Origin of the sequence: Mycobacterium sp. ST-F2 (assembly GCF_001905655.1) — a bacterium.
Lineage (GTDB): Bacteria > Actinomycetota > Actinomycetes > Mycobacteriales > Mycobacteriaceae > Mycobacterium.
This window is the reverse complement of record NZ_JMHT01000016.1, coordinates 33364-59622: the sequence shown is the minus strand read 5'-3', so window position 1 is coordinate 59622 and position 26259 is coordinate 33364. Positions and strand designations below refer to the sequence as shown.

The 26259-nt window shown below is 67.1% G+C and carries 21 protein-coding genes; 11 read left to right on the top strand and 10 right to left on the bottom strand.

What is annotated here, in order from left to right:
* Window positions 1-3 precede the first annotated feature (3 nt).
* Entirely contained in the window at window positions 4-1056 is a 1053-nt protein-coding gene (locus EB75_RS07165) for a ferredoxin--NADP reductase (RefSeq protein ID WP_073694759.1), read from the bottom strand.
* A 90-nt stretch (window positions 1057-1146) separates the two neighbouring features.
* On the opposite strand from EB75_RS07165, the gene EB75_RS07160 reads away from it, so the two are divergent.
* The 8 genes from EB75_RS07160 to EB75_RS07125 all read left to right on the top strand — a co-directional run bounded on the left by EB75_RS07160 (window position 1147) and on the right by EB75_RS07125 (window position 7836).
* A complete protein-coding gene (locus EB75_RS07160) occupies window positions 1147-2136 on the top strand; it encodes an alpha/beta hydrolase (protein ID WP_073694758.1) in 990 nt (329 codons plus the stop codon).
* Window positions 2136-2993 (top strand): SDR family NAD(P)-dependent oxidoreductase, encoded by an 858-nt coding sequence (locus EB75_RS07155; protein ID WP_133427845.1) that lies wholly within the window; start codon window positions 2136-2138, stop codon window positions 2991-2993. The genes EB75_RS07160 and EB75_RS07155 overlap by 1 nt, the downstream gene beginning before the upstream one ends.
* 12 nt (window positions 2994-3005) lie before the next feature.
* A complete protein-coding gene (locus EB75_RS07150; protein WP_064860947.1) occupies window positions 3006-3926 on the top strand; it encodes a hypothetical protein in 921 nt (306 codons plus the stop codon).
* A gap of 12 nt (window positions 3927-3938) precedes the next feature.
* A complete protein-coding gene (locus EB75_RS07145) occupies window positions 3939-5423 on the top strand; it encodes a flavin-containing monooxygenase (protein ID WP_073694757.1) in 1485 nt (494 codons plus the stop codon).
* A gap of 9 nt (window positions 5424-5432) precedes the next feature.
* Window positions 5433-6203 (top strand): MerR family transcriptional regulator, encoded by a 771-nt coding sequence (locus tag EB75_RS07140; protein WP_073694756.1) that lies wholly within the window; start codon window positions 5433-5435, stop codon window positions 6201-6203.
* 3 nt (window positions 6204-6206) lie between these two features.
* Window positions 6207-6593, top strand: coding sequence for a hypothetical protein (locus EB75_RS07135; protein WP_061004475.1), 387 nt, complete (start codon window positions 6207-6209; stop codon window positions 6591-6593).
* A gap of 158 nt (window positions 6594-6751) precedes the next feature.
* Window positions 6752-7375, top strand: coding sequence for a hypothetical protein (locus tag EB75_RS07130; protein WP_061004476.1), 624 nt, complete (start codon window positions 6752-6754; stop codon window positions 7373-7375).
* Window positions 7376-7512: 137 nt separating this feature from the next.
* On the top strand, window positions 7513-7836 hold the full coding sequence (locus EB75_RS07125) for a hypothetical protein (RefSeq protein WP_073694755.1): 324 nt from the start codon (window positions 7513-7515) through the stop codon (window positions 7834-7836).
* 55 nt (window positions 7837-7891) lie between these two features.
* Here EB75_RS07125 and EB75_RS07120 read toward each other — a convergent pair whose 3' ends face one another.
* Together EB75_RS07120 and EB75_RS07115 are read right to left on the bottom strand one after the other, a co-directional pair.
* Window positions 7892-9352 (bottom strand): HNH endonuclease signature motif containing protein, encoded by a 1461-nt coding sequence (locus tag EB75_RS07120; RefSeq protein ID WP_073694754.1) that lies wholly within the window; start codon window positions 9350-9352, stop codon window positions 7892-7894.
* A gap of 420 nt (window positions 9353-9772) precedes the next feature.
* A complete protein-coding gene (locus tag EB75_RS07115; protein ID WP_073694753.1) occupies window positions 9773-12823 on the bottom strand; it encodes an MMPL family transporter in 3051 nt (1016 codons plus the stop codon).
* A gap of 114 nt (window positions 12824-12937) precedes the next feature.
* Here EB75_RS07115 and EB75_RS07110 point away from each other — a divergent pair, with 114 nt between their 5' ends.
* Entirely contained in the window at window positions 12938-13498 is a 561-nt protein-coding gene (locus tag EB75_RS07110; RefSeq protein ID WP_073694752.1) for a TetR/AcrR family transcriptional regulator, read from the top strand.
* Here EB75_RS07110 and EB75_RS07105 read toward each other — a convergent pair.
* The 5 genes from EB75_RS07105 to EB75_RS07085 are packed head-to-tail and all read right to left on the bottom strand — an operon-like array spanning window position 13495 to window position 20741.
* Window positions 13495-14484, bottom strand: a complete 990-nt coding sequence (locus EB75_RS07105; RefSeq protein WP_073694751.1) for an alpha/beta hydrolase — start codon at window positions 14482-14484, stop codon at window positions 13495-13497. The two genes, EB75_RS07110 and EB75_RS07105, sit on opposite strands and share 4 nt — an antisense overlap.
* Window positions 14481-15266 carry an exodeoxyribonuclease III gene (locus EB75_RS07100; RefSeq protein WP_073694750.1) on the bottom strand — a complete coding sequence of 262 codons (786 nt, stop codon included), beginning with the start codon at window positions 15264-15266 and terminating at the stop codon, window positions 14481-14483. Before EB75_RS07100 ends, EB75_RS07105 begins: the two co-directional genes overlap by 4 nt.
* Window positions 15267-15276: 10 nt before the next feature.
* The gene (locus tag EB75_RS07095) at window positions 15277-18618 is read right to left on the bottom strand and encodes an ATP-binding protein (RefSeq protein ID WP_073694749.1); all 3342 of its coding nucleotides are present in this window, start codon (window positions 18616-18618) and stop codon (window positions 15277-15279) included.
* On the bottom strand, window positions 18611-19276 hold the full coding sequence (locus EB75_RS07090) for a DUF4194 domain-containing protein (RefSeq protein ID WP_061001375.1): 666 nt from the start codon (window positions 19274-19276) through the stop codon (window positions 18611-18613). The genes EB75_RS07095 and EB75_RS07090 overlap by 8 nt, the downstream gene beginning before the upstream one ends.
* Entirely contained in the window at window positions 19269-20741 is a 1473-nt protein-coding gene (locus EB75_RS07085) for a DUF3375 domain-containing protein (RefSeq protein ID WP_174557638.1), read from the bottom strand. Before EB75_RS07085 ends, EB75_RS07090 begins: the two co-directional genes overlap by 8 nt.
* A gap of 654 nt (window positions 20742-21395) precedes the next feature.
* Between EB75_RS07085 and gjpA (EB75_RS07080) the strand changes: the two genes are divergently transcribed.
* On the top strand, window positions 21396-22955 hold the full coding sequence (gene gjpA / locus EB75_RS07080) for an outer membrane porin GjpA (protein WP_073694747.1): 1560 nt from the start codon (window positions 21396-21398) through the stop codon (window positions 22953-22955).
* Between the two features lie 142 nt (window positions 22956-23097).
* Window positions 23098-24675, top strand: coding sequence for an outer membrane porin GjpA (gjpA, locus tag EB75_RS28400; RefSeq protein WP_168175997.1), 1578 nt, complete (start codon window positions 23098-23100; stop codon window positions 24673-24675).
* Window positions 24676-24743: 68 nt separating this feature from the next.
* On the opposite strand, the gene EB75_RS07070 is transcribed toward gjpA (EB75_RS28400), so the two are convergent.
* Window positions 24744-25610: an N-acetylglutamate synthase, CG3035 family gene (locus EB75_RS07070; protein WP_061001371.1), complete on the bottom strand. Its 867-nt coding sequence runs from the start codon at window positions 25608-25610 to the stop codon at window positions 24744-24746.
* The gene (locus tag EB75_RS07065) at window positions 25610-26203 is read right to left on the bottom strand and encodes a peptide deformylase (RefSeq protein WP_061001370.1); all 594 of its coding nucleotides are present in this window, start codon (window positions 26201-26203) and stop codon (window positions 25610-25612) included. Before EB75_RS07065 ends, EB75_RS07070 begins: the two co-directional genes overlap by 1 nt.
* Between the last annotated feature and the right edge of the window lie 56 nt (window positions 26204-26259).

Sequence of the window (26259 nt, the reverse complement as noted above, 5' to 3'; positions counted from 1 at the left end):
CGGTCAGCGGTCGAAAACAGCTGTCAGATAGTCGGATTCGGGTATCGACTGGCACGCCAGCCGGACGCCGATGCCGAGTTCGTAGTCGTCGAGGGTGTCGTTGATCCGCATGCTCACCTGGCCTTCGCGCAGCGTGTACGCGCAGGCGCCGCAGTTGCCTTCGCGGCAGGCGTAGGGTGCGTCGATACCTCGGCTCAGCAGGGTGTCGAGCAGCACTTCGCTCTTGGGCCAGCTGATCTCGTGGGTATCGCCGTCGATCTCGACGGTCGCGGTCACCGCGTCGGAGGCTGCGGCCGAACGGGTCGCCGGCTCCGGCGCGGCGAAAGCATCCGTGGTCAGTGAGACGAAGACCTCGCGGTGCACGTGCTCACAGGCGACGCCGGCGTCGTGCAGGGCGGCCGCGGCCACGTCCATGAATGCGGCTGGGCCGCACAGGTAGGCGGCGGTATCGGCTGCGGGTGTCGAGGGCAGCAAGGAGCGCAGGCCGGCCGGAGTGGGCAGGCTGGACTCCGACTCGAGCCAGTGTGCGACCGTCAGCCGGTCGGCATGTGCCGCAAGCAGTTCCGCCAACTCGGCGTCGAAGATGACCGACTCGCGGTCGCGGTTGGCGTAGACGAGTGTCACCCGGCGGCCGGACTGCAGCAGTTCGGCGCGGATCATCGAGATGACCGGGGTGATGCCACTGCCGGCGGCGACGAAGACCAGCTCGCTGTCTGCCGGACGGACCGTGAAAGCGCCTGCGGGCGTGAGGGATTCCAGTGTCATACCGGCCTCGGCATGGTCGCACAGCCAGTTGGATGCGAGGCCGCCCGCGGTGCGCTTGACGGTCACCTTCAGGTGCTCGTCGGCGGCCGGACTGCTCGACAGTGAATAGCACCGCGAGACCGCGCCGCCGTGTGCCGGGATGCGCAGGGTCAGGAACTGGCCGGCCTGGTAGGTGAACTGGTCACGCGCGTCGTGCGCGGCCGTCAGGACCAGCGACACGGCGTCGGGGGTCTCGGTGATCACCTCGACCACGGTCAACTCGTGCGACCTGGACGCTGTCGATGCGGTCATGGGAAATGCCTTCCGTCGTGGGACCAGGTCAGATTGTCGTCGTTAACTGTGCCATTGACAAATGGCACAGTTAATGATGATCTAGTTGCCGTGACGGAAACTGATCGGGCAACGTTGCCCGAAGTACCCACGCGCGCAACGTTGCGCGCCGCGCTCTCGGCCACGGTGACCCGCTGGACCCTGGGCAATCTGACCAGCGTCATCCCGATGAACACCCCAGGTGTCTGGTTCGGCCGCGGGCTGATCGCCACCATCATGGAGACCTTCGGTTCGATGCCCGATGGCACCAGGATCGTCCCGGTCCGCACGCCGAACCTGCGGGGCGAGTGGGTTCTCGGCCCGGGCGTCGAGTTCGGCCGCCGCGCCGGCTACTACGTGCACGGCAGCGCGTACGTCATCTGCTCGGCACGCACCCACCGCAAGCTGGTGGCCCGGTTGTCGGAGGCGACCGGACTGCCGATGTTCGTGGTGGACTACCGGCTGGCACCCGAGCACCGCTTCCCGACGGCGGCCGAAGACGTCGAAGCCGGGTACCGGTGGCTGTTGGCGGAAGGCTATGCGGCCTCGGACATCGTGATGGGCGCCGACTCCGCCGGCGGTCACCTGACCTGCGACATGCTGCTGGCGCACGCCGGCGACCCGGACTTCCGGCCCGCGGGCGTGGTGCTGTTCTCGCCGTTGATCGACGTGACGCTCGGGCTCGCGCTCGAACAGGAGAAGGCGACGTACCGTGATCCAGCGATGTCGGCCACCGCGGCCGCGCGCATGGTCGGGCTGTACACGCAAGGCCAGAACCTGGCCGATCCGCGCCTGCGGCTCGACTTCGCCAAGGCAGAGCAGTTGCCGCCCATGCTGATTCAGGTCGGTGGTTTCGAGATGCTGCGCGCCGACGCCCGCTACCTCGACGCCGAACTCCGCCGTGGCGGTGGCGCCAGCACGCTCGAGGTCTGGCCCGGCATGGTTCACGTGTTCCAGGCCCTGCCGCATCTGGCGCCCGAAGCCGGCCCGGCACTGCGCCGCGCCGCGGCCTTCATCGCCGATGCCTACAAGCGATCCAACGAGCTCGAAGAGGTGTGCTGATGATCGGCATCGACACGATCCTGAATGTCTTTCGCGGGCAACGTCGCTCGGACAAGGCGAAGGCGGTGGTCACCGGCGCCGGCAGCGGCATCGGCCGGTCGTTCGCGCTCGAGCTCGCCCGGCGGGGTGGCGAGATCATCTGCGCGGACATCAGCCTGGAGCGGGCGAAGGAGACCGTGGCGCTGATCGACCAGCTGCCGACGGGCAAGGGTCACGCCGTGCAGTGCGACGTCGCCGATCGCACCGCCATCGAGCTGCTGGCCAAGCAGGCGCAGGACATCTTCGGTGGCGCACCGACACTGGTGATCAACAACGCAGGCGTCGGCATCGGTGGAAAACCGGTGGGCGACATCGGCTTCGAGGACTGGGACTGGGCGCTCGGCATCAACCTGTGGGGCGTGGTGTACGGCTGTGAGGTCTTCACGCCGCTGCTGCGCGAAGCCGGCCGGGGCGGCATCATCAACGTGGCCTCGGCGGCCGGGTTCGCCGCCGCGCCATCGATGGCGGCCTACAACGTGTCGAAGGCCGGCGTGATGTCACTGTCGGAAACCCTCGCCGCCGAACTCGACGGCACCGACATCGCCGTCACCGTGCTGTGCCCGACCTTCGTGAAGACCAACGTGTTCACCGACGGCCGCATCACCCCGAGCTCGATGAGCCTGAGTCAGCAGCTGGCCCGCTGGACCGGCTTGTCCGCCGACAACGTCGCCGCGCGCACCCTGGACGCGCACGACGGCGGCCGGCTCTACGTGGTGCCGCAACTCGACGCCACCGTCATATGGCACCTCAAACGACACTTCCCCGCCCTGTATGTCCGCGGCGCCGGACTACTCGGACGCGTACTTCCCAAGGACTGAAAGGAACCCATCATGGCAATGGATCTCGACGAGATGCTGCAGCGCATCAAGGACAAGCAGTGGGCCCTGGCCGACATCGACTGGGACGCACCGGGTGCCGAGCTGATCGAGCCCGAGCTGTGGGCCAAGCTCAAGCCGTTCATGACCGATCTGATGTGGATCGAGAACGTCGGCGCCCGTGGCTTCGCCGCGCTGGCGCGGAAGGCCCCGACCCCGACGCTCAAGAGCATCTATGAGCACTTCCACGCCGAGGAGCAGAAGCACGCCAATGCCGAGCTGGCCCTCATGCGGCGCTGGGGCATGCTCGAGAACGACGAGGTCCCGCCGCCGAGCGTCAATGTGCAGCTGGTGATCACCTGGCTCGACAAGTTCTCCGACGGCATGTCGCTGTCGATCCTCGGCACCGTCATCCCCATGCTGGAGGTGGCTCTCGACGGCGCACTCATCAAATTCATCACCGATGAGGTCAAAGATCCGGTGGCGCAGGAGGTTTTCAAGCGCATCAACTCCGACGAGTCGCGGCACCTCGCGGTCGACTTCGAGGTCATGGACATCCTCGGCCACGCCGACATGCGCAAGCTGGTCGTCGACTTCGTCGGCAGCTGGATGAACCCGGCGCTGATCGTCGGCACGCTGAGCTACTTCCCCCTGCTCAACAAGATGCGCGACAACATCGTGGCCATGGGTGTCAACGAGGAGCGTCTGTACCAGGCGATGCGCCGGTTCCAAAGTGTCGGTGAGCGAAGCGCTTTCGCCCGCCGGGTACCCATGTACCGGTTCATCTCGTGGCATGCCAAAAAGGTGATCGACCGGACCTCGAAGTACCACTGGCTCGCCGATTCGCTGGTGGTGGTCACCGGCGCCATCCCGATGCCGCTGGTGAAGTACACGCCGACGTGGTCGGACGAGCTGACCTATGAGCCGGTCGCGTAAAGGAACTCACGAATGACCATCTCAACAGCCATCATCGGTGCCGGCTTCGCCGGCATCGGCGCCGCCATCCGGCTCAAAGACCAGGGCATCACCGATTTCGAGATCTTCGAACGCGGCACCCGCGTCGGCGGCACCTGGCGTGACAACACGTATCCCGGTGCGGCGTGCGACATTCCGTCGCGCCTGTACTCCTACAGCTTCGCGCCCAACCCGGACTGGTCGCACACCTACTCCGGTAGCGACGAGATCCTCGGGTACATCGACAGCATGGTCGAGTCGTTCGGTATCGCCCCGCATATCCGGTTCGGCCACAACGTCACCGGTGTGGAGTACGACGAGGTGGCGGGGGAGTGGACCGTCAACTTCGAGGGTCGTGAACCGGTGCAGGCACGTACCGTCATCGTCGCCTCGGGGCCGCTGGCGAACGCCAGCTTCCCCAAGATCGAGGGCATCGAGACCTACGAAGGCCACAAGATCCACAGCGCCCGTTGGGATCACGACTACGACTTCACCGGCAAGAAGGTCGCCGTCATCGGTACCGGCGCCAGCGGCGTGCAGATCGTCCCGGAACTGATCAAGGTCGCCAAGTCGGTCAAGGTGTTCCAGCGCACGCCGGGCTGGGTGATCCCCCGCATCAACGGAGCCACCAGCGGCTGGATGAAGCGGATCTACAAGGACGTGCCGCTCGCCGAGAAGCTGATGCGTTCAGCGTGGTTCTGGGGCCATGAGTCGGTGGCGCTCGGCGTGGTGTGGGACAGCCCGTTCACGCGGGTCGTCGAAGCCCTGAGCCTGGCGAACCTGCGCCGGCAGGTGAAGGACCCGTGGCTGCGCCGCCAGCTGACCCCGGACTTCTCCGCCGGGTGCAAGCGGCTGCTGATGACCGCCGACTACTACCCGGCGCTGCAGGCCGACAACTGCAAGCTCGTCACCTGGCCCATTGCCCGGTTGTCGCCCAAGGGAATCCGGACTGTCGAAGGCATCGAGCACCAGTTCGACGCCATCGTGTTCGCCACCGGTTTCGAGGTGTCCAAGGCCGGCACCCCGTTCCCCGTCATCGGTATCGATGGCCGCGAACTCGCCGCGGAATGGAGCCGGGGCGCGTACGCCTACCGCAGTGTCGCGGTATCCGGTTACCCCAACCTGTATTTCACCTTCGGACCCAACTCGGGCCCGGGCCACAGCTCGGCGCTGGTCTACATGGAGGCGCAGATCGACTACATCGTCGAGGCGATCTCCAAACTGCTGCAGTTCGGGTGGAAGTCGCTCGACGTGCGGCCCGAGGTGCAGGCCCGCTACAACGAGGACATCCAGCAGCGGCTGCAGTCCACCACGTGGAACTCGGGCTGCCAGAGCTGGTACCTCACCGAGGACGGCTTCAACGCGACGATGTTCCCCGGGTTCGCCACCCAGTACGTCAACCAGCTGAAGGCGGTCAATCTGCACGACTTCAAGATCACTGCTGAACAGACCAGCGGTGCGTCGGTCCTGACCGCATAGAATCCGCTGGTGGCTGAGTACCGGATCGACGACCTCGCGCGCGAAGCGGGGACGACAACCCGGAACGTCCGCGTCTACCAGGAGAACGGCCTGCTGCCCCGGCCCCAGCGCCGGGGCCGGGTCGCGATCTACACCGATCGGCACCTGAGCCAGTTGCAGGCGATCGTCCGGCTGCTCAGCGAGGGCTTCACCGTCAAGCACATCCTGAAGTTCCTCACCGGCCTGCAGCGCGGTGAGGGGCTCGTCGAGGTGCTGGACCTCGCCGAGCTCGAGGAGCTGGTGATCTCGCCGTGGTCGAACCCCGAGGCGCAGACCATGACGCGCCAGGAGCTCGAGATGCAGCTCGGCCGGCTCGACGGCGCGACGCTGCGACGGCTCGTCGCCGGCCGGATCATCGAGCCGACGGACGACAAGGATGCCTATCTGGTGCCTGACCGGCGGGTTATCGACGACTTCGCCAGGCTCATCTCCCGCGGGATGCCGTTGGCGGCGATCCTCAAGACCACCACGGCGGTGGACAAGAAGCTCGACGAAGCGGCCCGGGCCATGACGCGGGCCGGGCACACCGAGGTGGTCCGGCAGCGGGGGACGGGCTGGTACCCCAGCAACGACGTCGAACTTGCCTGGGCCGCCGATCTGATCGATGCCATGCGCCGTGTATCCCGCCGTTCTGCCCACGCTAGCCTTGACCGCGCGTTAGATGAAGCGGTGCGAGCCGAGCTGCGGCAGTACCAGCAGGAGGCCAAGGACAAGGGGGCTCCTGTCGAACGGAAGGCGTGAGTCATGGCGCAGGCAGACGGAGCTGAGGCTTCCTCCGGCAAACGGAAGCGCGGGCCGAAGACCCTCGTCCAAGCGGTGTTCGCATTGATGGACGATGTCGCCGAACTCCGGAAATCCGCGCAGTTCATCGCCGACAACATCGCCGCCCTGAGCGAGAGCGCAGCGGGCATCGACAGGCACGCCGAACTGATCGCCAGCCAGATCACCACGTTGACCGAGGCCGCGGCCGGCATCGACACGTCTGCCGAGAAGATCGCCCACGGTGCCAACTCCATCGCGGCGACCCTGCCGAGCCTGAAGCGGCTCGCCGAAGTCGTGGAGCCGCTCGATACCACGGTGGCCCGGCTGGGTTGGCTCGTCGACCGGCTTCCCGGCGTAAAACGAAGCTAGTCGTCAATTCCTGTTCTCGCAGAACGGAATTCGTCCTCACTCGTCAATATCGAGACCCGTGTCGATCGGCTATTGCCACCCGCCGAACATCGGAGGAACGTATATCGGTGGACCGGCGGCGCCGCTGGGGCGCCGCCCCGATATAGAGGGGGTGGGCCGTGTACGCACGCTCTACCACTATCAACGCACAACCCTCGGCTATCGACTCGGGAGTGGCTCACCTCCGCGATGAAGTGATGCCCCAACTCCAAGGTCTCGACGGGTTCGTCGGCATGTCGCTGCTCACAGACCGGGAGTCCGGCCGGTGCATCGTGGTGACCGCGTGGGAGTCCCAGGACGCGATGAACGCTGTCGCCGAGCAGGTTCGGCCGATTCGCGAAAAGGCGACCCAGATGTTCAGTGGCGGCGCCCCGACCGTCGACGAGTGGGACATCGCGATATTGCACCGCGCTCGCCAGATGCCCGAGGGCGCATGTGCACGCGTCACGTGGGGGCATGTCGATCCGGCTCATGCCGACGCCGCCATCGAGCATTTCAAGATGAACATCGTCCCCGACAGTGAGGCGCTCGAGGGCTTCTGCAGCACCAGCCTGCTTGTCAATCGGAACACCGGACGCGGCGTGGCCTGCACGACGTTCGACAGCCGAGAAGCCATGGAGCGCAACCGGGATGGCGCGCGCACGATGAAGCAGATGCGCATGAAGGAAACCGGCGCGGCCGAACTGGACGAGGCCGAATTCGATGTGGCCTTCGCTCACCTGCGGGTGCCGGAACTGGTTTAGGCACAGGAGCCGAACCGACCCGGGACTGGACCGGTGCCGGGTCGTGTTCGGCTGCTCGCGGGTGCAAGCCAAGAATCTGCCAAGCGTCGGGCTGCATGCTTCCTTCACCAATCAGCAGCAGAGACAGGTGAGTTCACATGACGCGACGAATCGCACGACTGGCCGCGGCGGCACTGTTGTCCGGCGGGATGAGTCTGGCCGCTTTCGGATTGAGCGCCGGCACTGCCCAGGCAGAGCCCTCCTCGGGCACCTGGTGTCCGGGCCAGCCGGTCCCCGGAGGCTTCACCGAGGTCGACTGGGACTGGACGACCTGCCATAAGTACAACTTGGTACACCGTGGAATGCCGCCCCAGGTCGTCGGTATGACCGCCGAAGACGGCTGGTACGGCGGCCACCCCCACTACCGCACCGTCGCGGGCGAGAACACCAACGCGACATGCCAGTTCCTGGGGTGCCCGTAGCACTCGGCGTAGTAGACGACAGTGAAACCCATTGTGAGCGGCTGCCTTTCGGTGCTCAGAATGGTGCGGGTTCATCCCATTCCTCTGCGGCGTGGGCCATTTCGAGTTCGCGGTATCGGTGCCATTCTTCGCTGGCGATGCGTTCTTCGTTGATCATGCGGGCTTCGTTGATGAGTTGTTGGCGTTCTTGGGCGCGGGTGCGTTTGCGTTTGGGCATGCAGTGCCCGCGCCCGGGGGTGCGTGGTGGTTGTTCGGTGATTGTGGGTGTTCCGGTGGGTGTGGCCAGTTGTGGGTACCAGTGGGCGCCTTCGGGTTTGGTGATGTAGGTGTGTCCGGTGGGGGCGACCCAGACGACGGTGCCGTCGGGGTATTGGTGGTCGGTCCAGCCGTGGAACGTTTTGAGTAGGTGGTGGAACCGGCACAGGCATTTGAGGTCTGACGGGTGCGTCGGCCCGGCCGGGTACGGGACGGTGTGGTCGAGGTCGCAGGCTTGCGCGGGCCGGTCGCAGCCGGGGAATCGGCAGGTCAGGTCTCGGCAGCGCACGAACTCCGCCAGCTTGGCCGACGGACGGTAGCGGGGCTCGGCCGCATCCGGCGGAATCTCGACCTCGCGGATGGTCGCCCCCTCGGCGAGCCGGGCGACCTGCTCGGCGGGGATCTGCCCGTATCCGGGCAGGAACCCCGGGGCTTGGCCGGCGAGGGTTTTGGGGCCGGCGATCACGTAGATGACGGCGCGGGTGCCGACGGTCGCGGCCGGCGGTTCCCCCATGGCGGCCGCGGCGGCGGGGCAGTCCGGGTTGTCGCATTGGCAGGCCAGCCGCTGCCCGCGGGCGAGGGCGTCGATGGCGGCGGCGCGGCGCTGATCATGGGAGCGCGGATCGTTGCGGCACACACTCTTGGCGAGGTCGTCGATGGCGGCGTCGAGCACGGCGGCGGTCGCCGCGTCTATCGTGCCGCAGATGCTGGCTGCGCCGGGGCCGCAGGCGCGGATGTCGAGGTAGCGGGCCTGCGACGGGGGTTTGGGTTGGTGGACCCCGGCCTGGTCGGACGCGGCGATGATGGCGTCGATGCGTTGTTCCATTTTCGGTTTCGACAACCGGCCCCAGGCCACGATCTTGGCGGCCAGGTCGGCATCGACCTGCCCGGCGACGTCGTCGTCGATGATCAGGTCGGTGCGGGCGACGATCATGGCGACCATCACCGCATCGATCAGGCCGTTGGCGTAGATGGCCGCCACCTTCGGCAGGCGGGTGCGGAGCGTCACCGCCCGGTCCACCTGGGCTTGGGCCCGCTTACGGGATATCCCCAATGCGGCGGCGACCTCGACGACCAGCCCGGCATAGCCGTCGATCGCCCAATACCGTTTCTCGATGTCGTCGTCGGGGGCCCGCAGCGCCCACAGGTCACCGATCGCCCCCAGGCGGCGGGCGCCGGCGGCGTTCTCTTGCCGGGTGGCCAGGGTGATCGCGTCGACCGCCGCGGCCGCGGCGTGGGGATCACCATTTGATTCGCTCATACGTTCGAATGTATACCTGCCCACCGACACGAATCGGGGGCCGCGGACGCGACCCATCGGCGACGGTTAGGGCAGCTAAATAGAAGGGCCGCAGCCAGATTGGATCCGGCCGGGCGCCGTGGGAACGACGGGAAGGGGATCGTCGACGGTTAGATCGACTAGCCACCCGACACACGCAGACGGCGCCGACGGGACGCGCCGCCGACCATCCCGGACCCGCGCTAGTCAGGCGACCGACAGTGGTTAGGCGACCTAACCGTTGACGATCGCCGCGCGGACTGCGGGTGTCAGGTGCCGATCGGCAAGCGCTACCAAGTCCAACTAACCGTCGAGGATCGCAGCGCCGACAGAGACCCCGGCAGCCCGAGTCGGGATGGGCACGGCCGGAACCGCCGAGCCCATCTAATCGTCGACGATTCCCTACGGGTGCGCGGCCGGCTTGCTCGGCCACCAGATGCGGTTGCCGATCATGGCCATCGCGGCGGGCACCAGCACGGTGCGGACCAGCGTGATGTCGATCAGCAGGCCGATGCCGATGGTGAACCCGATCTGCAGCAGGTTGATCACCCGCCCGGTCATCAGCGCGAACATGGTGAGCGCGAAGACGATGCCGGCAGTGGTGATGACGCTGCCGGTGCTGCCGAAGCTGCGCATGATGCCGCGGATCATGCCGTCACCCGACTCTTCGCGGATGCGGGCGGCGAACAGCATGCTGTAGTCCGCGCCGACGGCGATGAGCGCCATGAAGGACACCGGGAACACCGACCAGTCGATGTCGACCCCGATGATGTGCTGCCACACCAAGACGCTGAATCCGGAAGCGGCGGCGAACGACAACGTCACGACCGCGACCATGAACACCGGCGCGGCGATGCTGCGCAACAGCGCGATCAACACCAGCAGCACACCGAGGATCGCGACGATGCCGTAGACGGCGAAGTCATGCCACACCTGGTCGCGCATGTCTGCCGACAGCGACGCCAGGCCGGTGCTGGCGAAACGTGCTGTCTGCAAAGAGGTTCCGGCTGCGGCCTCGGTCGCCGCCGGCGCCAGCGCGCGGGAGGCGTCGAGGGCCTGGGCACTGTACGGGTTGATCTTCCAGATGACGAGCATCCGCGCGGTCTTGCCGTCGGGCGCGAACAGCAGATCCTGCGCGGCCCGGAAGGCCGGGTCGGAAAAGCCTTGCGGCGGAAGGTAGAAGCCCGATGCCGGGCCGTCGCCGGTGTGCGTGCTCAAGGTCGTCAGGTAATCCGTCGCCTGGCCGAGCCCGTCGGTGAGGCGCCCTGACATGGTGACCACCTGGTCCACGCCGCCCTTGACCTGGTCGAGCCCGACAGCGAGCCGGTTCATCCCGGCGCTGAGCTGGTCCGCGCCGCGCACGAGTTCGGCCAACTGGGTGCGGGCCTGGGCCGGCGAACCACCGGGCAGGTTCGACACCATCTTCTGCAACGTGGCCAACGCATTTCGGATGGCCGGCTCGGCGGCCCGCACCTTCTCGACGGTCACCTGCGGGACCGCGGAGAGTCGCTGGGCCTGCAGCAGCGCGCGGCTGACCGCGCCGTTGGAGATGGCGTCGAGGTCGGCGATGTCCGCGCGGGCTCGGCTGCACACCGGGTTCATGAGGCAGTCGGGGCCGGGTTGCGGATCCAGCGCGGAGCCGAGCGCCGAACTCACCAGCCGGCCGGCATCGGCGACCTGCGCGTTGCCGTCGATGGCCTGCAATGCTGCGTCGAGCAAGCCGGTGGAGGAACTCAGATCGGCCAACGCCGAACGGACGTCCACCGTGCCGTCGGTGAGCGTGGACAGCCCGGCGCCGGCGGCCTGGTACCCGTCGAGCACCTGATGGGCCAGCCCGGTCACCTGCCTGATACCCGAAACCAATTGGGGAATCTGGGTCACCGCGGAGGCGGCGCCGTCGCGCAGCTGGGCCGCACCGGAGTCCAGCCGGTGAATGTCGGGAACCGCCTTGTTGACCTGGTTCTTGGCATCGCCGAGCCGGTCGGCCACAATCCCGGCCTGGTAGCCGATGGTGGTCTGCGGCAACTGCTTTCCGGCCGGCCGGGTCATCGATCGGACGTAGGCGATCTCGGCCATCCCGGCGAGGCGGCCCGCGACACGGTCGAGCGCGGCCAGATCGTCGGTGTTCCGCATGTCATGGTCGGCCGAGACGATCAGGTATTCCGGTGCCGCCTCGTTGACACCCCAGTGGGCGTAGGTCTTCTCGTAACCGAGGGAGCTCTCGGTGTCGTCGAGCTGCATGGCGTTCTCGTCGAAGTTCACCCGGAACGTGGTCAGAACCATTGCGGCACTGAGCAACAGCACCAGCGACGCGGCAACCAGTACACCCGACCGGCGGATCATGGTGGATCCGATGCGGCGCCAGCGGCGGTCGTTGAGGGGGCGCGGTTCGGCCAGTCCGCGCTTGCCGAGGAGCGACAGCAGGGCGTAGGGCAGGGACATCGAGACGGCTAGTCCGACGACGATCGCGATGGCGATCGGTGGGCCGGCGGCCTTGAACATGCCGAGTTCGGTGAATCCCATGGCTGTGGCGGCCGCCGCGATGGTCAGCATCGAGGCGATCGGGATGCCCGAAACCCGCTGTCCGGCTTGCGCTATCGCGTCGATGACGGGCACCTGGCTACGCCGGGCTTCGTGATAGCCGGCCAGGATGAAGATCGCGTAGTCGGTGGCGGCGCCGAGCAGCATCGCGGTCATCAGCGAGATGGTGAAGTTCGAAACGGTAAGTACCCCAGCCATACCCAGCAGGGACACGATCGGGCGGGCCACGCCGAGTGCGATGCCGATGGTCAGCAACGGCACCATGGCCGTGGCCAGCGACCGATAGACCATCAGCAGCACCAGCGTGATCAGCAGGACAGACACCGCGGTGATGATCAGCAGCGAAAAGTCCATGGCGCTGAAAAGATCAGCCAATGTTGGTGACGGCCCGGTGAGATAAACCCCGACTCCGGGCGGCTTGGGTAGGGCGTGCAGCTGGTCGCGGATCGCGATGGTGTTCTTGTGTGCCTTGGTGGACCCGACGGCGCCGGTGCCGGCCAGGACGAGGTTGATCGCCTTGTGGTCGGGGCTCAGCGCGATGTCGCGCAGCTGCGGATTGTCGTAGGTGTCGAGCACGTAGGCGACGTTGGTGGTGTCGCGCTGCAAGGTGGCCACGATGTCGCGGTAGAGGGCTTCGTCGGCCGCATTGATGCCCTTCTCGTCGACCAGCACGACGCTGCCGACGGCCGAGGACCGCGGGACGCCGAAGGCGTCGGACATCTCGCGCAGCGTCTGCGCGGCCTTGATGTTCGCCGGCATGAACGGCGCGGAATGCTCGGCGACGGTCTGCTCGAGCTGGGGGATGGCGATGTTGAGGATTCCGGCGAGCGCTACCCAGAAGCCGATGACGAGCCATGCCCATTTGGCACAGAAACGGCTGGTGGCGGCGAAAAACCTGCTGTTGTGTCCCACCCGGATCCCCTCCGATTCGAGACCAGAACTACACCGTTCGGTCTACTATTGGAGGCAGACGCTAGTAGACCGACTGGTGTACAAACAATGCTGAAAGACAGGGAGTTACGTCACATGAGTGCCCGCGATCGGCTCGTAGTCACAGCCATCGATCTGATTCGGCGCCAGGGCGTCGCAGCGACGGGGCTCAGCCAGTTACTCGAACGCAGTGGTGCCGCGCGCCGTTCGCTCTACCTGAATTTCCCGGGCGGCAAGGCGGAACTCGTCGCCGATGCGACCGTGACGGCCGGCAACACGCTGGCCGAGGGCATCGACCAACTGATCGGGGAACGAGGCCCGGTCGGGGCGGTCCGGGCCTTCATCGAGATGTGGATTGCGAACCTGGCCAGCGGTGACTTCGAGGTGGGCTGCCCGATCGTGGCTGCGGCACTCGGCCGCAGCGAGGCGCCGGCGGCCGCCGACGCCGCCGGTGAGGTCTTCCTGGACTGGGAGCGTCGAATCGCCGCCGGGCTCGAAACCGCGGGGTTGTCAGCCGATGACGCCGCTCGCCAGGCGACGCTGACGGTCGCCGCGGTGGAGGGTGCCATCGTCATGGCGCAGGCAACCAAGTCGGACGTGCCGCTACGCCGTGTCGAGGCGGCGCTTGTCGAGTCGGTGGAGCAGCACCTGAATTAGGCGGACTTTGCCGGGGCCGTGCCCGCCAGGCAGTCGGCGATGAAACCGGCCATGCGCGCGTAGGCCCGGCGGCTCTCGGGCAGTCCGGGGAATATGGCCGGGAACGCGTGGACCTGACTGGGCCAGGCCGCGACCTCGCACTTGCGTCCGGCCTCGTGCAGTTTGTCCTGCATCCGCTCGGCGTCGCACAACAGTGACTCCGTCTCGGAGGCGACGATCAGCGACGGTGGCATCGAATCCATCGGACCGGAAACCGGCTCCAATTCGTCGAGATTGCCGGCGGGACAGATGCGTTCGGTGATGACCGGGAAGCCGGCGGCGATCCCGAAGACATCCGTCGCCGCGGTCGAATGCGCAGTGCGTGCGGCGTTGTCCAATTCCAGCAGAGGCGAAATGCCGACCACGCCTGCGGGACTCGGGAGCCCGTGCTTCGGCGCCTGCTGCGCGGTCGCGAACGCCAGGAATCCGCCGGCCGAGTCGCCGGCGAGGACCACCTTGGCCGGATCGACGCCCAGACTCAGCAGGTGGCGGTAAGCGCTCAGGCAGTCCTGGATGGTCGTCTCCAGGTCGACCTCGGGGTACTGCCGATATTCGATGTGTACCAACGGCAATCGCGTGACGCGCGAGAGCGCCGCGACGGCGCGCAGGTGGGTGTTCAGATCGCCGAGGACGAACCCGCCGCCGTGGAAATACAGGATGACCCCGTCGGTGATGGGCGCGTCGAGGTCTGACGGCGACACCCATTCGACCGGCAGGCCGCTCCAGTTTTCGGCGACCAGCCGGAAGCCGCGCGGTGGCCGACGACGCTGCAGGCTGGCCAACTTGTTGACATTGCGTCCCACCCGCACGATCCGCTGTGACGTCGCCTCGTACTCCGCCGTGGTCAGCGCGCGAATCAGGATGCGGGCCAACAGCAATGACGCGAAGAAGTGAATGATGCGCGCGCGCAGGCTGGCCGGCTCGGTGGCGTGAATGACCGCGCTCACTGTGCCAACTCCACCAGCACCGGCGCGTGATCACTGGGCTGCTTGCCTTTTCGTTCCTCGCGGACGATCTCGCCGTGCGTGACGCGCGCCGCGAATTTCGGTGAGCCCAGCACGAAGTCGATGCGCATGCCCTGCTTCTTGGGGAACCGCAGCTGCGTGTAGTCCCAGTAGGTGTAGACGCCCGGACCCGGGGTGAACGGGCGGACCACGTCCGCGAAGCCGGCGTCGTTGATGGCGCGGAACGCCGCGCGCTCCGGCTCGGAGACGTGCGTCGAGTTCGCGAACACCGCCATGTCCCAGACGTCCTCATCGGTCGGCGCGATGTTCCAGTCGCCCATCAGGGCCAACGGCAACGACGGATCGTCGGCCAGCCAGCCCGTCGCGGTATCCCGCAGGGCGGAAAGCCATTTCAGCTTGTAGGGCAGGTGCGGGTCTTCCAGCGTCCGGCCGTTGGGCACGTACAGGCTCCACAGCCGAACCCCGCCGCAGGTGGCGCCGATGGCGCGCGCCTCGTCGGCGTCCTGCCACTGCGGCTGGCCGTCGAAACCGATCTGCACGTCCTCGATTCCGACGCGGGACGCGATCGCCACGCCGTTCCACTGGCTGTGCCCGACGTGCGCCACCTCGTAACCGAGTGCCGCGAACGGCATCGTCGGGAACTGCTCGTCCTTGCACTTGGTCTCCTGCATGGCGAGCACGTCCACGTCCGCGCGGGACAGCCAGTCCGTCACCCGGTCGACCCGGGTGCGGATGGAGTTGACGTTCCAGGTGGCGATACGCATGACGCTCCGATCAGACAGGCTCGGGGACTTTCAGTTCCCGACGTAGGGCGGTGAAGTCGGTGATGGTCTTGGTGGCGACGTTCGCGACCGGTCGGGCGTTGCGGCCGGTGGCCTCGGACTTGGACACCATCACCACGCCGTCGATGTACGGCTGAATGGTGGTGGCGTTCTGCACCGTCGCGACGATCACCAGCTGGAAGCCGAACTTACGGAACGCCTGCAATGCCTGCGAGGCGAACTGCGGGTCGGACTTCGAGAACGCCTCATCGAGCATCAGCTGCGCGAAAACCGGTTTGTTGTCGCCGCTTTCGGGATTGGCCAGGTTGAAGCTGAGCGCCCCGGCCAGGCAGAAGGCCATCAGCTTCTCCTGCTCGCCACCGGAGTTGTCACCGGCGTTGCTGTGCGTGCGGATCAGTTCGCCGCTGGCGACGTCCCACTCGGCGCAGTCGAACGTGAACCGGTTCCGCACGTCGAGCGCATCGCGGGTCCAGGCACGGTCCTCGGGATTGTTGCCCGCCAACCGGTTTCGCAACCGCAGGATGTCGGCGTACTGCTCGAGGATCGCCTTCTTGTCGCCCAGGCCGACCTCGGCAATGCGCCGGGAGATGGCCTTGACGATGTCGGTCAGCTCGGAGACGGCGGCCATGCTGCGCGGGTTGGCGCGCAACGTCAGCCGGGTGCCGCGGTTGAACTCCACCGCGCCCAAACCGGTGTTGACGCGCTCGATCTGCTCGCTGATCCGCCGGGTCTCCTGTTCGGCGACGCGGTGCAGTGTCAGGATCGCATCGGGCGCCTGCTCGGTGATCAGGCGCATCATGCGGTCGTAGGCGTCGGGCAGCTCGCGCTCGTCGATGTGACGGCAGACCGCCACGTAGTCGTAGATGCGCTCGTCGAAGTCGTCCGAGTCGTTCGGAATCGCATCCGGGAACGAGGCGTCGAACGTCGCGACGATGCGCGACAGCTCCTCGTAGGAGCGCCGGCGGCTCTCGGTGAGCTGGTCGCGTTCGCGGCGGATGGCCGCGAACAGTGCCTCGCGGTGCGGCTCGGGGTTCAGCAGTTCCAGCGGCACCGGGACCTCAGCGGCATAGCGGCGCAACAGATCTGTGGCCTGCTCCGACACCGCGGCGGGGGAGAGCCGGTCCTGCAGATCCATCAGCTTGGTCCGGCGGGCGTCGAGATCGTCGCGCCGGGTCTGGATCGCACCGCGCCGGGTCATCAGGGTCTGGATGTCGACCCAGCACTCCTCGGCGCGCGCCGACAGTGCCTCGATGTCGGGGTGGTCGGCCAACAGCAGCTCGTACTGCTCGCGCAGCCGATCGGCATGGCCCTCGGCGGTGTCGGTGTCGATCTGGCTCCACTGCGGGAACTGCTCGTAGACGGCCTTACATGCCGCCGCCCGGTCCCGCCAGCGCTGCCGTTGTGCGGCAATCTCATCCGCCGCCCGGCGGGCGGAGCTGAAGGCCTCCTCGGCCTCGGTGAGTTCGGCGTGCAGCGCTTCCAGCTTGGCGCCGATGTCACCCTGATAGATGTACTCGGAAGGCTTGATCGGACGCCGGTCGTCCTTGATGGCCAGCCGGTCGGAGTCCTTGTACAGGCCCGTGTCCGTGACGGCGCGGCGGAAGCGCACGAACACGTCGGGCGTGTCCACGCAGATGTGGTCACCGGCCGCGGCGATCACATCGGCGGCCTCGGCGGCGCAGGGATGCTTCGGCTTGACCAGGAACAGCTTGCCCGCCAACGTGTTCGGCTCGGCCTCGCGTCCCGAGGCGCCGGCCCGCACGTGGTGCAGCGCCAGCCGTCCGCGCATGTTGGTCTCGTTGACGAACCGCAGCACCTTGGCGTAGTGCTGATCCGGCACCAGCAGCCGCAGGCCCACCCCGCGCAGCACCTTCTCCACCGCGAGCCGCCAGCGGGAGTGCTCGGGCTGCAAGTCGAAAAGTTCGGCGACATAGGGCAGTTCGGCGGGGTCGATACCGACACCCGCGCAGATGTGGTCCCGCATAGTCACAGCGGACTCGGGCAGCGCAGAGCCGACGTGCTCGACGCGCTTGAGTTCCTTGGCCGCGTTGTCGCGCAGGATCCGCGCCGACTTCTGTGCGTACTCCGCGTCGGTGGACGCATCGCGCCCCCACTCGAGCTTGCCCAGCATCTCGGTGGCCTGCCGGGTGAGCTCCTCGCGCAGGTTCCAGAATTCGTCGGCCGTATCGGGCACCTCGACGCCGAGAGCCGCGACCATCTCCTCGTAGGCCGCGCGCCGCCGGGCCACGTCGTCGGCCTGCGCTTCGGCGGCGTTGACCTGGGCCTGCAGCGGGCCGACGTTCGCCGATGCGCCGTTGATCTGGGCGTTGAGCGAATCACCTTCGGCCTTGGCCAGATTCAGCTGCCGCGTCAGATCGGCGTTCTCGTTCTCCAGCTGGTCGATGGTCGCATCGAGCGTCTCGATCTCCGCGGGGCAGTGCCGCAGCCGCACATGATCGGTATAGGCCCGCACCATCGGCAGGTCGACCAGGTCGATGATGCCGAGGTCGGTCGACTCGGAGGCGTAACGCACCTGGATGGCCTCGATGTCACCGAGGATCTTGCGCTTGCGCTGAGCCACCGCGAGCAGTTCCCGGGCCTCGACGAGCGGATCGATCTGCTTGAGCGCCTCGGGCAGCCGGGCCAGGCTGTCCGGTTCATCCAGCATGAACTCGCGGACGAACTGCTCAAGCCCACCAACGCTTTTCAGCGACTTGGCCTTGCCGAGCAGCTGCTGTGCAGCATCCGACGCGCGGATACCGATCGAGGCATACAGCTGCGCCAGGTACTGCGACTCGACCTTGGTCGTGAACCGCCAGCCGTCACCCTTGAACACGCCGGCATCGAACCGCCCCGCAGCCCACCGGTTGCAGACGTCCTCGATGTCCAGGTCGCCGTCGCCGATGACGAACCGGCTCGACGAATCCGAACGCGATTCTCCGGTCAGCCATTTGAGCACCAGGCCCGTTATGGTGCGGCCGGTGTTGCTGGTGTAGGTCACCGCGACCGCGGACCAGGTGGTGCCTTCGCCGCGCAGGTACATCACCTGGCTGGTGCCGGCTTCGCTGCGCTGGCCCCAGGCGCCGCGGACGTACTTGTCGACGGTGCGTCGGCCCGCGCTCGAGCCGGCCGCGGTGTTGTCGCCGGACGCGTTGAAGTTGCGCCGGTTGAACGGCAGGAAGCCGAGCGAAATCGCGTCCAGCAGTGACGATTTACCGCTGCCGGAGCCGCCCGCGACCAGTGAGCCGCCGGCGCTGAACGGGATGCTGTGATAACCGTCGAACACGCCCCAGTTGATGATCTGGAGCCGGGACAGATGGAACTGCTCAGACATCGGCTTCAGTACCTCCGCCGGTGAGTTGTTCGAACTGCTGCTGCAGCTCGGTGATCACCGAGGCCGTCATCACCGCCGTGATGACGGGGCTCACGGTGTAGCTGTCCTCGTCGTCACGGCTACGGCGCAGGATGTCGAGACCGGTGAGGCGCGCGATGGCCGCGTCGATCCGGGCCGTGAACGTGACTGCGTCACGGTCGGTTTCGTTCAGCACACCGCTGAACATGCCGTGCATCTCGTCGCGGGTGATGAGGAAGCTCTGGTCGCCGCCGGCGCGCATCAGCTGCGCCAGGTGCAGTGCCAGGATCGAGTCATAGGTGCCCAGGGGCTCGCGGCGCAACAGCTTGATGCCCTTGGCCGACTCGTAACGGGCCTGCTCGATGAACGCGATGTCGACGCCCTCGGAGATGCGCAACTGCAGATCGAGTTCGGACAACCGCACCGACAATTCGTTGCGGTACTCCAGGATCCAGCTGTAGATGTCGCGATCGGACTCGCTGCTGATGTAGCGGCGGGTCAGCAGGTGCTGCAATGCCCAGCAGGCCCGGTCCGGCATGGCGCTGACGTCGCCGTCGAAGCGTGGACGACGCTGCTGCACCGCGCGGCTGGTGCTGTCGACCTCGGGCAGCGAGGCGAAATCGATGGGTGAGTCAGTCATGAAGGGCTCCCGCCACGGCAACAGGCTCGGTGAACATCAGATAGGGCACCTCGATCTCGCGGTCCCGGCCGTCGAGCGACCGGAAGCGCACCGACATGGTGTCGTCGCCCGCGACACCCGGTCCTGCGGGTTGTTTGAGGGCCCAAGACCACAACACGATGACGTGGCCCAGGTACGCCGAATCGAGCAAGGAGACGGCCTCGGCGAGTGACACCGGCCGTCGCGCGACCGCGGCGTTGAGCATCTCGGACATCGCCGGTGCGTCGACCTGGGTGGTCAGGGCCGCGAAGGTGGACAGGTCGACGTCGCCCTGCGCCGCTTCCGCGGGCTTGGGTGCCGACAGGTCGCCGATCTTGAAACTCAGCGCGCCGATCGAGCTGATCGCGTGCCGGGCCAGGGGGACCTCGATGTCCAGCCGGGAATCGGTGAGGGACGACTTCAGCAGTGTCCGGGCGGCGCCGATGGCCTCGTTGAGCTGACGGGCCACACCACGGCTGGACTCCATGGTGCCGAACGCGGTGAACCGCTTGACCCGCTGCGCGCAGCGCTGCTGGATGCGTTCGACCTCGTCGATCTGGTGGCCGATCAACTCGAAGAACCCGGCCATCACCTTGCGCAGCGCCGGGTCCAGCTCGGGGAGCGCCGACGCCACGGTGGCGATGTCGGTCTCGAATTCGGCGCGCTGGTCGGGGTCGTTGATCATCCGCAGGAACGCCCGATGCGAATCGCGGCCCGCCGAATCCCATGCCGCCTGGTAGTCGGCGTACATCTGGCGCTGCCGGTCGCGGTACTCGATGTTGGTGTCGATCGGATCGTCCAGCGCCTGCGTGGCCTGCTCGATCATGGTGCCGTAGAGGCCGATGTCGGTGATCAGCCGTTCCATCTGCAGCGCGATGGCGCGGGCTTCGTCGTACATGTCGGTGACGTCGGGCTCGGGGCGCAGGCCGGCCTCCAGCTCGTCGAGCTCGCGGTGCAGCGCGGCGATCTCGGCTTCGATGCCGGCCCGGATGCGGTCGGGGTCATTGCCGGCACGGGTGGCGATCTGGCGCATGCGGGACGCGATGCCGGCAATCGAGCCGCCGGTGGCGATGCTGTCGCCGCGGCGCATGCCGCGCACGAAGTCGAGGGCGCGACGGGCGTCCTGCGTCAGATAACAGACGTTGCGTTCCGCGCCGGCGCGCGTCTCGGTCACCCGGTGCACCCAGCCCTGGCTGGCCCACGACTTGATCAGGGCCAGGCCCGACTGTCCGAGCTGGTCGTCGGTCTCGCCGAGCGTCGCCAGGTCGCGTTCCAGCCGGACCACCAGATCGGTCTCGGCGATCATGCCGTCACTGAGGTGCCGCTCCATCAATGTGGCGTAGACGCCGAGATTGTTGGTGGCCAGCAGCCGGACCGCGCGCGAGCCCTGAACGTCACGGTTGAGTTCGAGCAACTCGGCGGCCGACAGCGCCGCATTCTCTTGCACCCGCAACCCCTGACCAGCCTGACACTTCGGTGCGTTCCACCGCCGGTCCAAGATACTTGGCGAAGCGTCGGCCGGCGTCGGCGGTCGTGCTCCGCTGCGCCCGCAGGGACGGTTGCCGGCATTGCCCGGGACGGCCGGTCCCAGATGTTGTCTCACCATGTGGACACCAGTCGATGTCGCGGCCGGCTGCTGTCGGGGCGGCCGCAGCAATCGCGTTGGCGCGCCGCCGGGGCTCGTGCCCGATTTGCCCCGGGCGGGCTACGGGGCGTCCCGGCCGAGTTCACAGGCCCGACTTCGCCGTTGTGAGATGCCGATCACGATCGTCATGCGATGTGGTCTCGGTCACGACACGAAAATCACGCTTGAGCATGACTAATCGGAATATATCTGGCTGGTCCGCCTAGCGTTCCGGGGTGGCGCAGCAGGCTCGCTCGGCGGCGTAAATGGGTTTGCCGACTGGCCATTTGCCCGGAAGGTTAGCGGGGCTATGAACGGCGCTTTACCGGCTAATACGCAAACCAGCTTGGTGTGGCCTGTGAACCGCATGCCGTCGCTATCGATTCGTTACGACTTCGTCAAAAACTCTGGATTAACTCGGTTACTCGTCGGTAAATTACCCGCCAGTAAGCAAGCCGACCCCCGAGGAGTCACGTCATGAACGTTGCGGTTCGTCGCCATACCAAGGCGGGTATCTGCGCAGCGACCACGGCGGCCATCGTGGTCAGCCCGCTGTTGCCGTCAGTGCCCGCCGCCGCGCATCTGCCGTCGCTGCCGTCGGTCAGCACCGCCGCGGTGCAGCTGACTGCGGCGTACAACCCGCTGCAGCCGTGGCTCGACGCGTTCAACACCGCATCGGCCAACGCGGGGCGCATCGGCGAGGCCTTCTCCGAGGCGCCGGCCGTGTTGTTGCAGCAGTTCCTGGCGAACCAGATCAGCCATGTCGGGGCCATCCTGCAGAATCCCGGCAACATCGGCGCGGTGATCCAGGACGTCGGGCAGAACGTGAAGTCGGCGATCACCGCCGCCACGCTGCTGGGGACCAAGCCAGAGGACTGGACCATCGCCGGCTCGAACGACGTGTGGCACGGCCTGGTCGCGCAGATGCTCCCCAACATGCTCCCGACGGCGGGCAACCCGCAGGCGTCCGCGATCGTCACGCAGGTGGTCAACGTGTTGGCATCGCCGCTCAGCGGTGTGCTGATGGGTTTGGTGGGTCCCGGCATCAGCCCCGTGGTGGCGCTCGTCAACAGCATCACCAAGATCGCGACCTCGCTCGCCGCGGGTGACGCGATGACCGCGGCCCAAGCCGCCATCAACATCCCCGCGGCCATGGTGAACGGCTTCCTCAACGGAGCCAACCTGAACCTGGATGTGCTGGCGCCGCTGATCACCAAGACCATGCCGGCCGGCAACGAGCTGCAGAAGCTGAACATCCAGTTCGGTGGGTTGTTCACCGCCGGTGTGACGGGCATGGACATGACCGGCATCGGTGGCTCGATCCTGAACTCCCTGGGCCTCACGGCCGAAACGGTGCTCGCCCCGGGATTCCCGTTGGAGATCACCGGCCAGGGCATCGGGCCGATCGGTGCGCTCGTGAACCTCAGCCATCTGCTGGCCAAGGCCATCGGTTGGAGTGGTACCGGTAATCCGTTGGCCCCCAAGGCTGCTGCCGAACCGGCTGCCGCCACCCAGGTGTCGGTGACGAAGGCGAGCACGGACAACTCGATCACCTCGATCCCGCAGCCTGCGTTGGCCGTGACTCCGGTGAAGGCCACGGCGGCACAGGCCCCGGCCGAGAAGCCTGCCGCGCCGGCCAAGACGGAGACGCCGGCGACCCCGGCAACTCCGGCTACGCCCGCGACCCCGGCGACCCCCGCTACCCCGGCAACTTCGGAGACGCCCGCGACCCCGGCTACGCCGGCTACGCCCGCGACCCCGGCCACTCCGGCGACGCCGACGAAGTCCGACAACCAGAAGTCGGATGACCAGAAGGCGGACTCGACCAAGTCGGACACGAAGTCGGACGCGAGGTCGGACACCACCAAGTCCGAGACCAAGAAGCCCGAGTCGAAGAAGCCGGGCAAGCAGAAGTCGGAGAAGCCGAAGCCTGCGAAGAAGCCGGCGCCGGCGAAATCTGCTGCTGGCCAAGGTGGTTCGGCGAACGGCGCTGACGGAGGTGCCGGCTCGCACGCTTCGGCCGCCTCGAGCAAGTAGTCAGCAGCACGTAGTCGCAGTCGGTGGGCCTCCCTGCTCGGGGGAGGCCCACTGATTCCCGTCGGACCCTCCGTCCGATCAACCGAGCTCTTTTGTCCTGCCCAAATCAAGCCAATCAATTCGCAAAGAGGGAGTCGTATTCATGGATTCAGCCGTCCGTCGCCATACCAAGGCGGGTATCTGCGCAGCGACCACGGCGGCCATCGTGGCCGGCCCACTGCTCACGTCGGCACCCGCCTCCGTCAAGCTTCCGGCGCTGCCGTCGGTCAGTACCGCCGCCGTGCAACTGACTGCGGCGTACAACCCGCTGCAGCCGTGGCAGGACGCGTTCAAGACCGCCGCGGCGAATGCCGGGCGCATCGGCGAGGCCTTCTCCGAGGCGCCGGCGGTGCTGCTGCAGCAGTTCCTGGCGAACCAGATCGACCATGTCGGGGCCATCCTGCAGAATCCCGGCAACATCGGCACGGTTTTGGGCGAGATCGGGCACAACGTGCAGTCGGCGATCACCGCCGCGACGTTGCTGGGCACCGACCCCGGCAACAACTCGCAGTCCGTCGACTCGAACGATGGCTTCCACTTCATCCTGCTTCAGGTGATTCCGAAGCTGCTTCCGACGGCCTCGAACGCCATGGCCAACCGGGTCGTGCAGGAAGTGTTCAACTTCCTGGCATCGCCTCTGAGCGGGGTCCTGATCGGCCTGGCAGGACCGGCGATCAGCCCGGCGGTGGCGCTGGCGAACAGTCTCACCAGCATCGGTGCGTCCCTGTCGCAAGGCGACGCGGCGAAAGCGCTGCAGACCGTCATCAACATCCCGGCTGCCATGGTGGACGGCGTCCTCAACGGCGCCAACCTCAACTTGGACCTCGTGGCCAAGCTGATCAACAAGACCATTCCCCTCAGCGACAATGCCGTCGTCAAGGCGCTCAACATCCAGTTCGGCGGACTGTTCACCGCCGGATCGACGGGCTGGGACCAGATGGGCCTCGGTGGCTCGATCCTGAACTCACTCGGACAGACCGTCTATGCCGACATCATCGGGACGGACCTGCAGATCGACGGTCTGGGCATCGGGCCCATCGGCGCCATGGTGTCGCTCGGCCGCATCCTCGCCAAGGCCATCGGCTGGAGCGGCACGGGTAATCCGCTGGCGCCCAAGACCACCGCCGATCCGGCTGCTGCCACGCAGGTGTCGGTGACCAAGGCGGCGACGGACAACTCGATCACCTCGATCCCGCAGTCCACGTTGGCGGTGACGCAGGTGAAGGCCACCGCAGCGGAGGCTCCGGAGGCGCCCGCGAAGCCTGCTGCTCCGGCCAAGGCGGAGACCCCGGCGACCCCGGCGACCCCGGCGACGCCCGCAACTCCGGCGACCCCGGCAACTCCGGCTACCCCCGCCACGTCCGAGACCCCGGCCACTCCGGCTACCCCGGCCACTCCGGCGACCCCGGCGACCCCGGCGACGCCGACGAAGGCCGACAATCAGAAGTCGGATGACACCAACCCGGATACCACCAAGTCGGAGACGAAGACGTCCGAGACCAAGTCCGACACAACGAAGTCCGAGACCACCAAGTCGGAGACCAAGAAGTCCGAGTCGAAGAAGCCGGGCAAGCAGAAGTCGGAGAAGGCCGAGAAGCCGAAGCCTGTGAAGAAGTCGGCACCGGCGAAATCCACTGCAGCTCAGGGTGGTTCGGCCCACAGTGGAGCCGACGCGCACTAGCTGGTACCTGCCGAGGCCACGGTTTCCCGGGCGCCGACGATGTCGCGCGGGAAACCGTGGCCGCGGCGTTACAGGAGCACGTACCGCGACCGGTGATGCAGCCGGAAACCCATCGACTCGGCCAGCGCGATCGCCGGCGCGTTGTCGTCGGGAACCCGGACGTAGGCGTGCGTCGCGCCGCGGCCGGCGGCCCCGGCCACCAGCTCGGCACAGACGGCCCGGCCGAGTCCACGCCGGCGTTGCGGCTCGAGCACCGCGACGTCCGACAGCCCGGCCCACACCCTGCCGCCGGGCGCCGTGGTCACGGCGACCCGCCCGACCGCCGCGTCGGCCACCGTGGCGAATGCCACGTCTCCGTCGACGACGGTGCTGAGCAGCTCGACGGGCACGTCCTGTGCGTGAATCTCCAACCATCGGGCATCCGGATGCGAGGGCAATTCGGCATGGGTGGTGCCCGACAGTTCCATGGTGAGCACGCGATTCGGCTCGACGCCTTCGGAACGGACCGGCAGCAGCCGCTCCGGCAGCGCCACCCACGGTTGCAGTCCGTGTTCGGCGTACCAGTCGGCAATTGTCGGCAGGGTCGTCAAGTCCGACGAAAAGAGCAGCGGCACAGCCGAGTTGGTGCGCTTGTCCGTCCCGCCGGCGCGCAGCAACCAGCCGCCGGCCCAGTGCCGTTCGGTACCCGGCCAGGCCAGGGCGGCCGCGTGCTCGACCGCACGTATCTCTGAATTGCGCACCGGGGCGTGCGACAGCTCGCGCACCGACATCACCGCGGCCGGGCCGATCTCGACGCGCTCACCCGATTTGGTGCGCACCACCACGACCGGGGTGAGCGCCTCGAGGTGCCCGACGACGTCGGTGAAGGCCTGGGATTCGGGGCCGGCCTCGGGCAACCGGTAGCGTAACGAGACGCGGCTACCGACCGAAGGCATCAGTGCCCGAACGGGTCGTCGACCTCGCCCGGCATCCAGCTCAGCCCCGGCACGCCCCACTTGTTCGACTTGACCATCCGCTTGGCGGCCCGCGCGTTGCGGCCGATCAGGCAGTCGAGGTACAGGAAGCCATCGAGGTGACCGGTCTCGTGCTGCAGCATCCGGGCGAACAGACCGGTGCCCTCCAGCTCGACGGGCTTGCCGTCGGCGTCCAGACCGGTGACCTTGGCCCACGAGGCGCGGCCGGTCGGGAACGATTCGCCGGGAACCGACAGGCAGCCCTCGTCGTCGTAGTCCGGGTCGGGCATGGTCTCGGGGATCTCCGAGGTCTCCAGCACCGGGTTGATCACGACGCCGCGGCGCCGCGCGGTCTGGCCGCGGTCGTCGGCGCAGTCGTAGACGAACAGCCGAAGCCCGACACCGATCTGATTGGCGGCCAGGCCCACGCCGTTGGCCTTGTCCATCGTTTCGTACATGTCATCGATCAGCGCGGCGAGATCGGAAGGGAGGGAGCCGTCGGCGCCGACGGCCACCGGAGTGGTCGCGGTGTGCAGAACAGGGTCACCGACGATGCAGATTGGACGGACAGCCATGACGAGCAATCTTAATGATCCGACTCGCGGGTAACGATCACGGCTCAATACCGTCG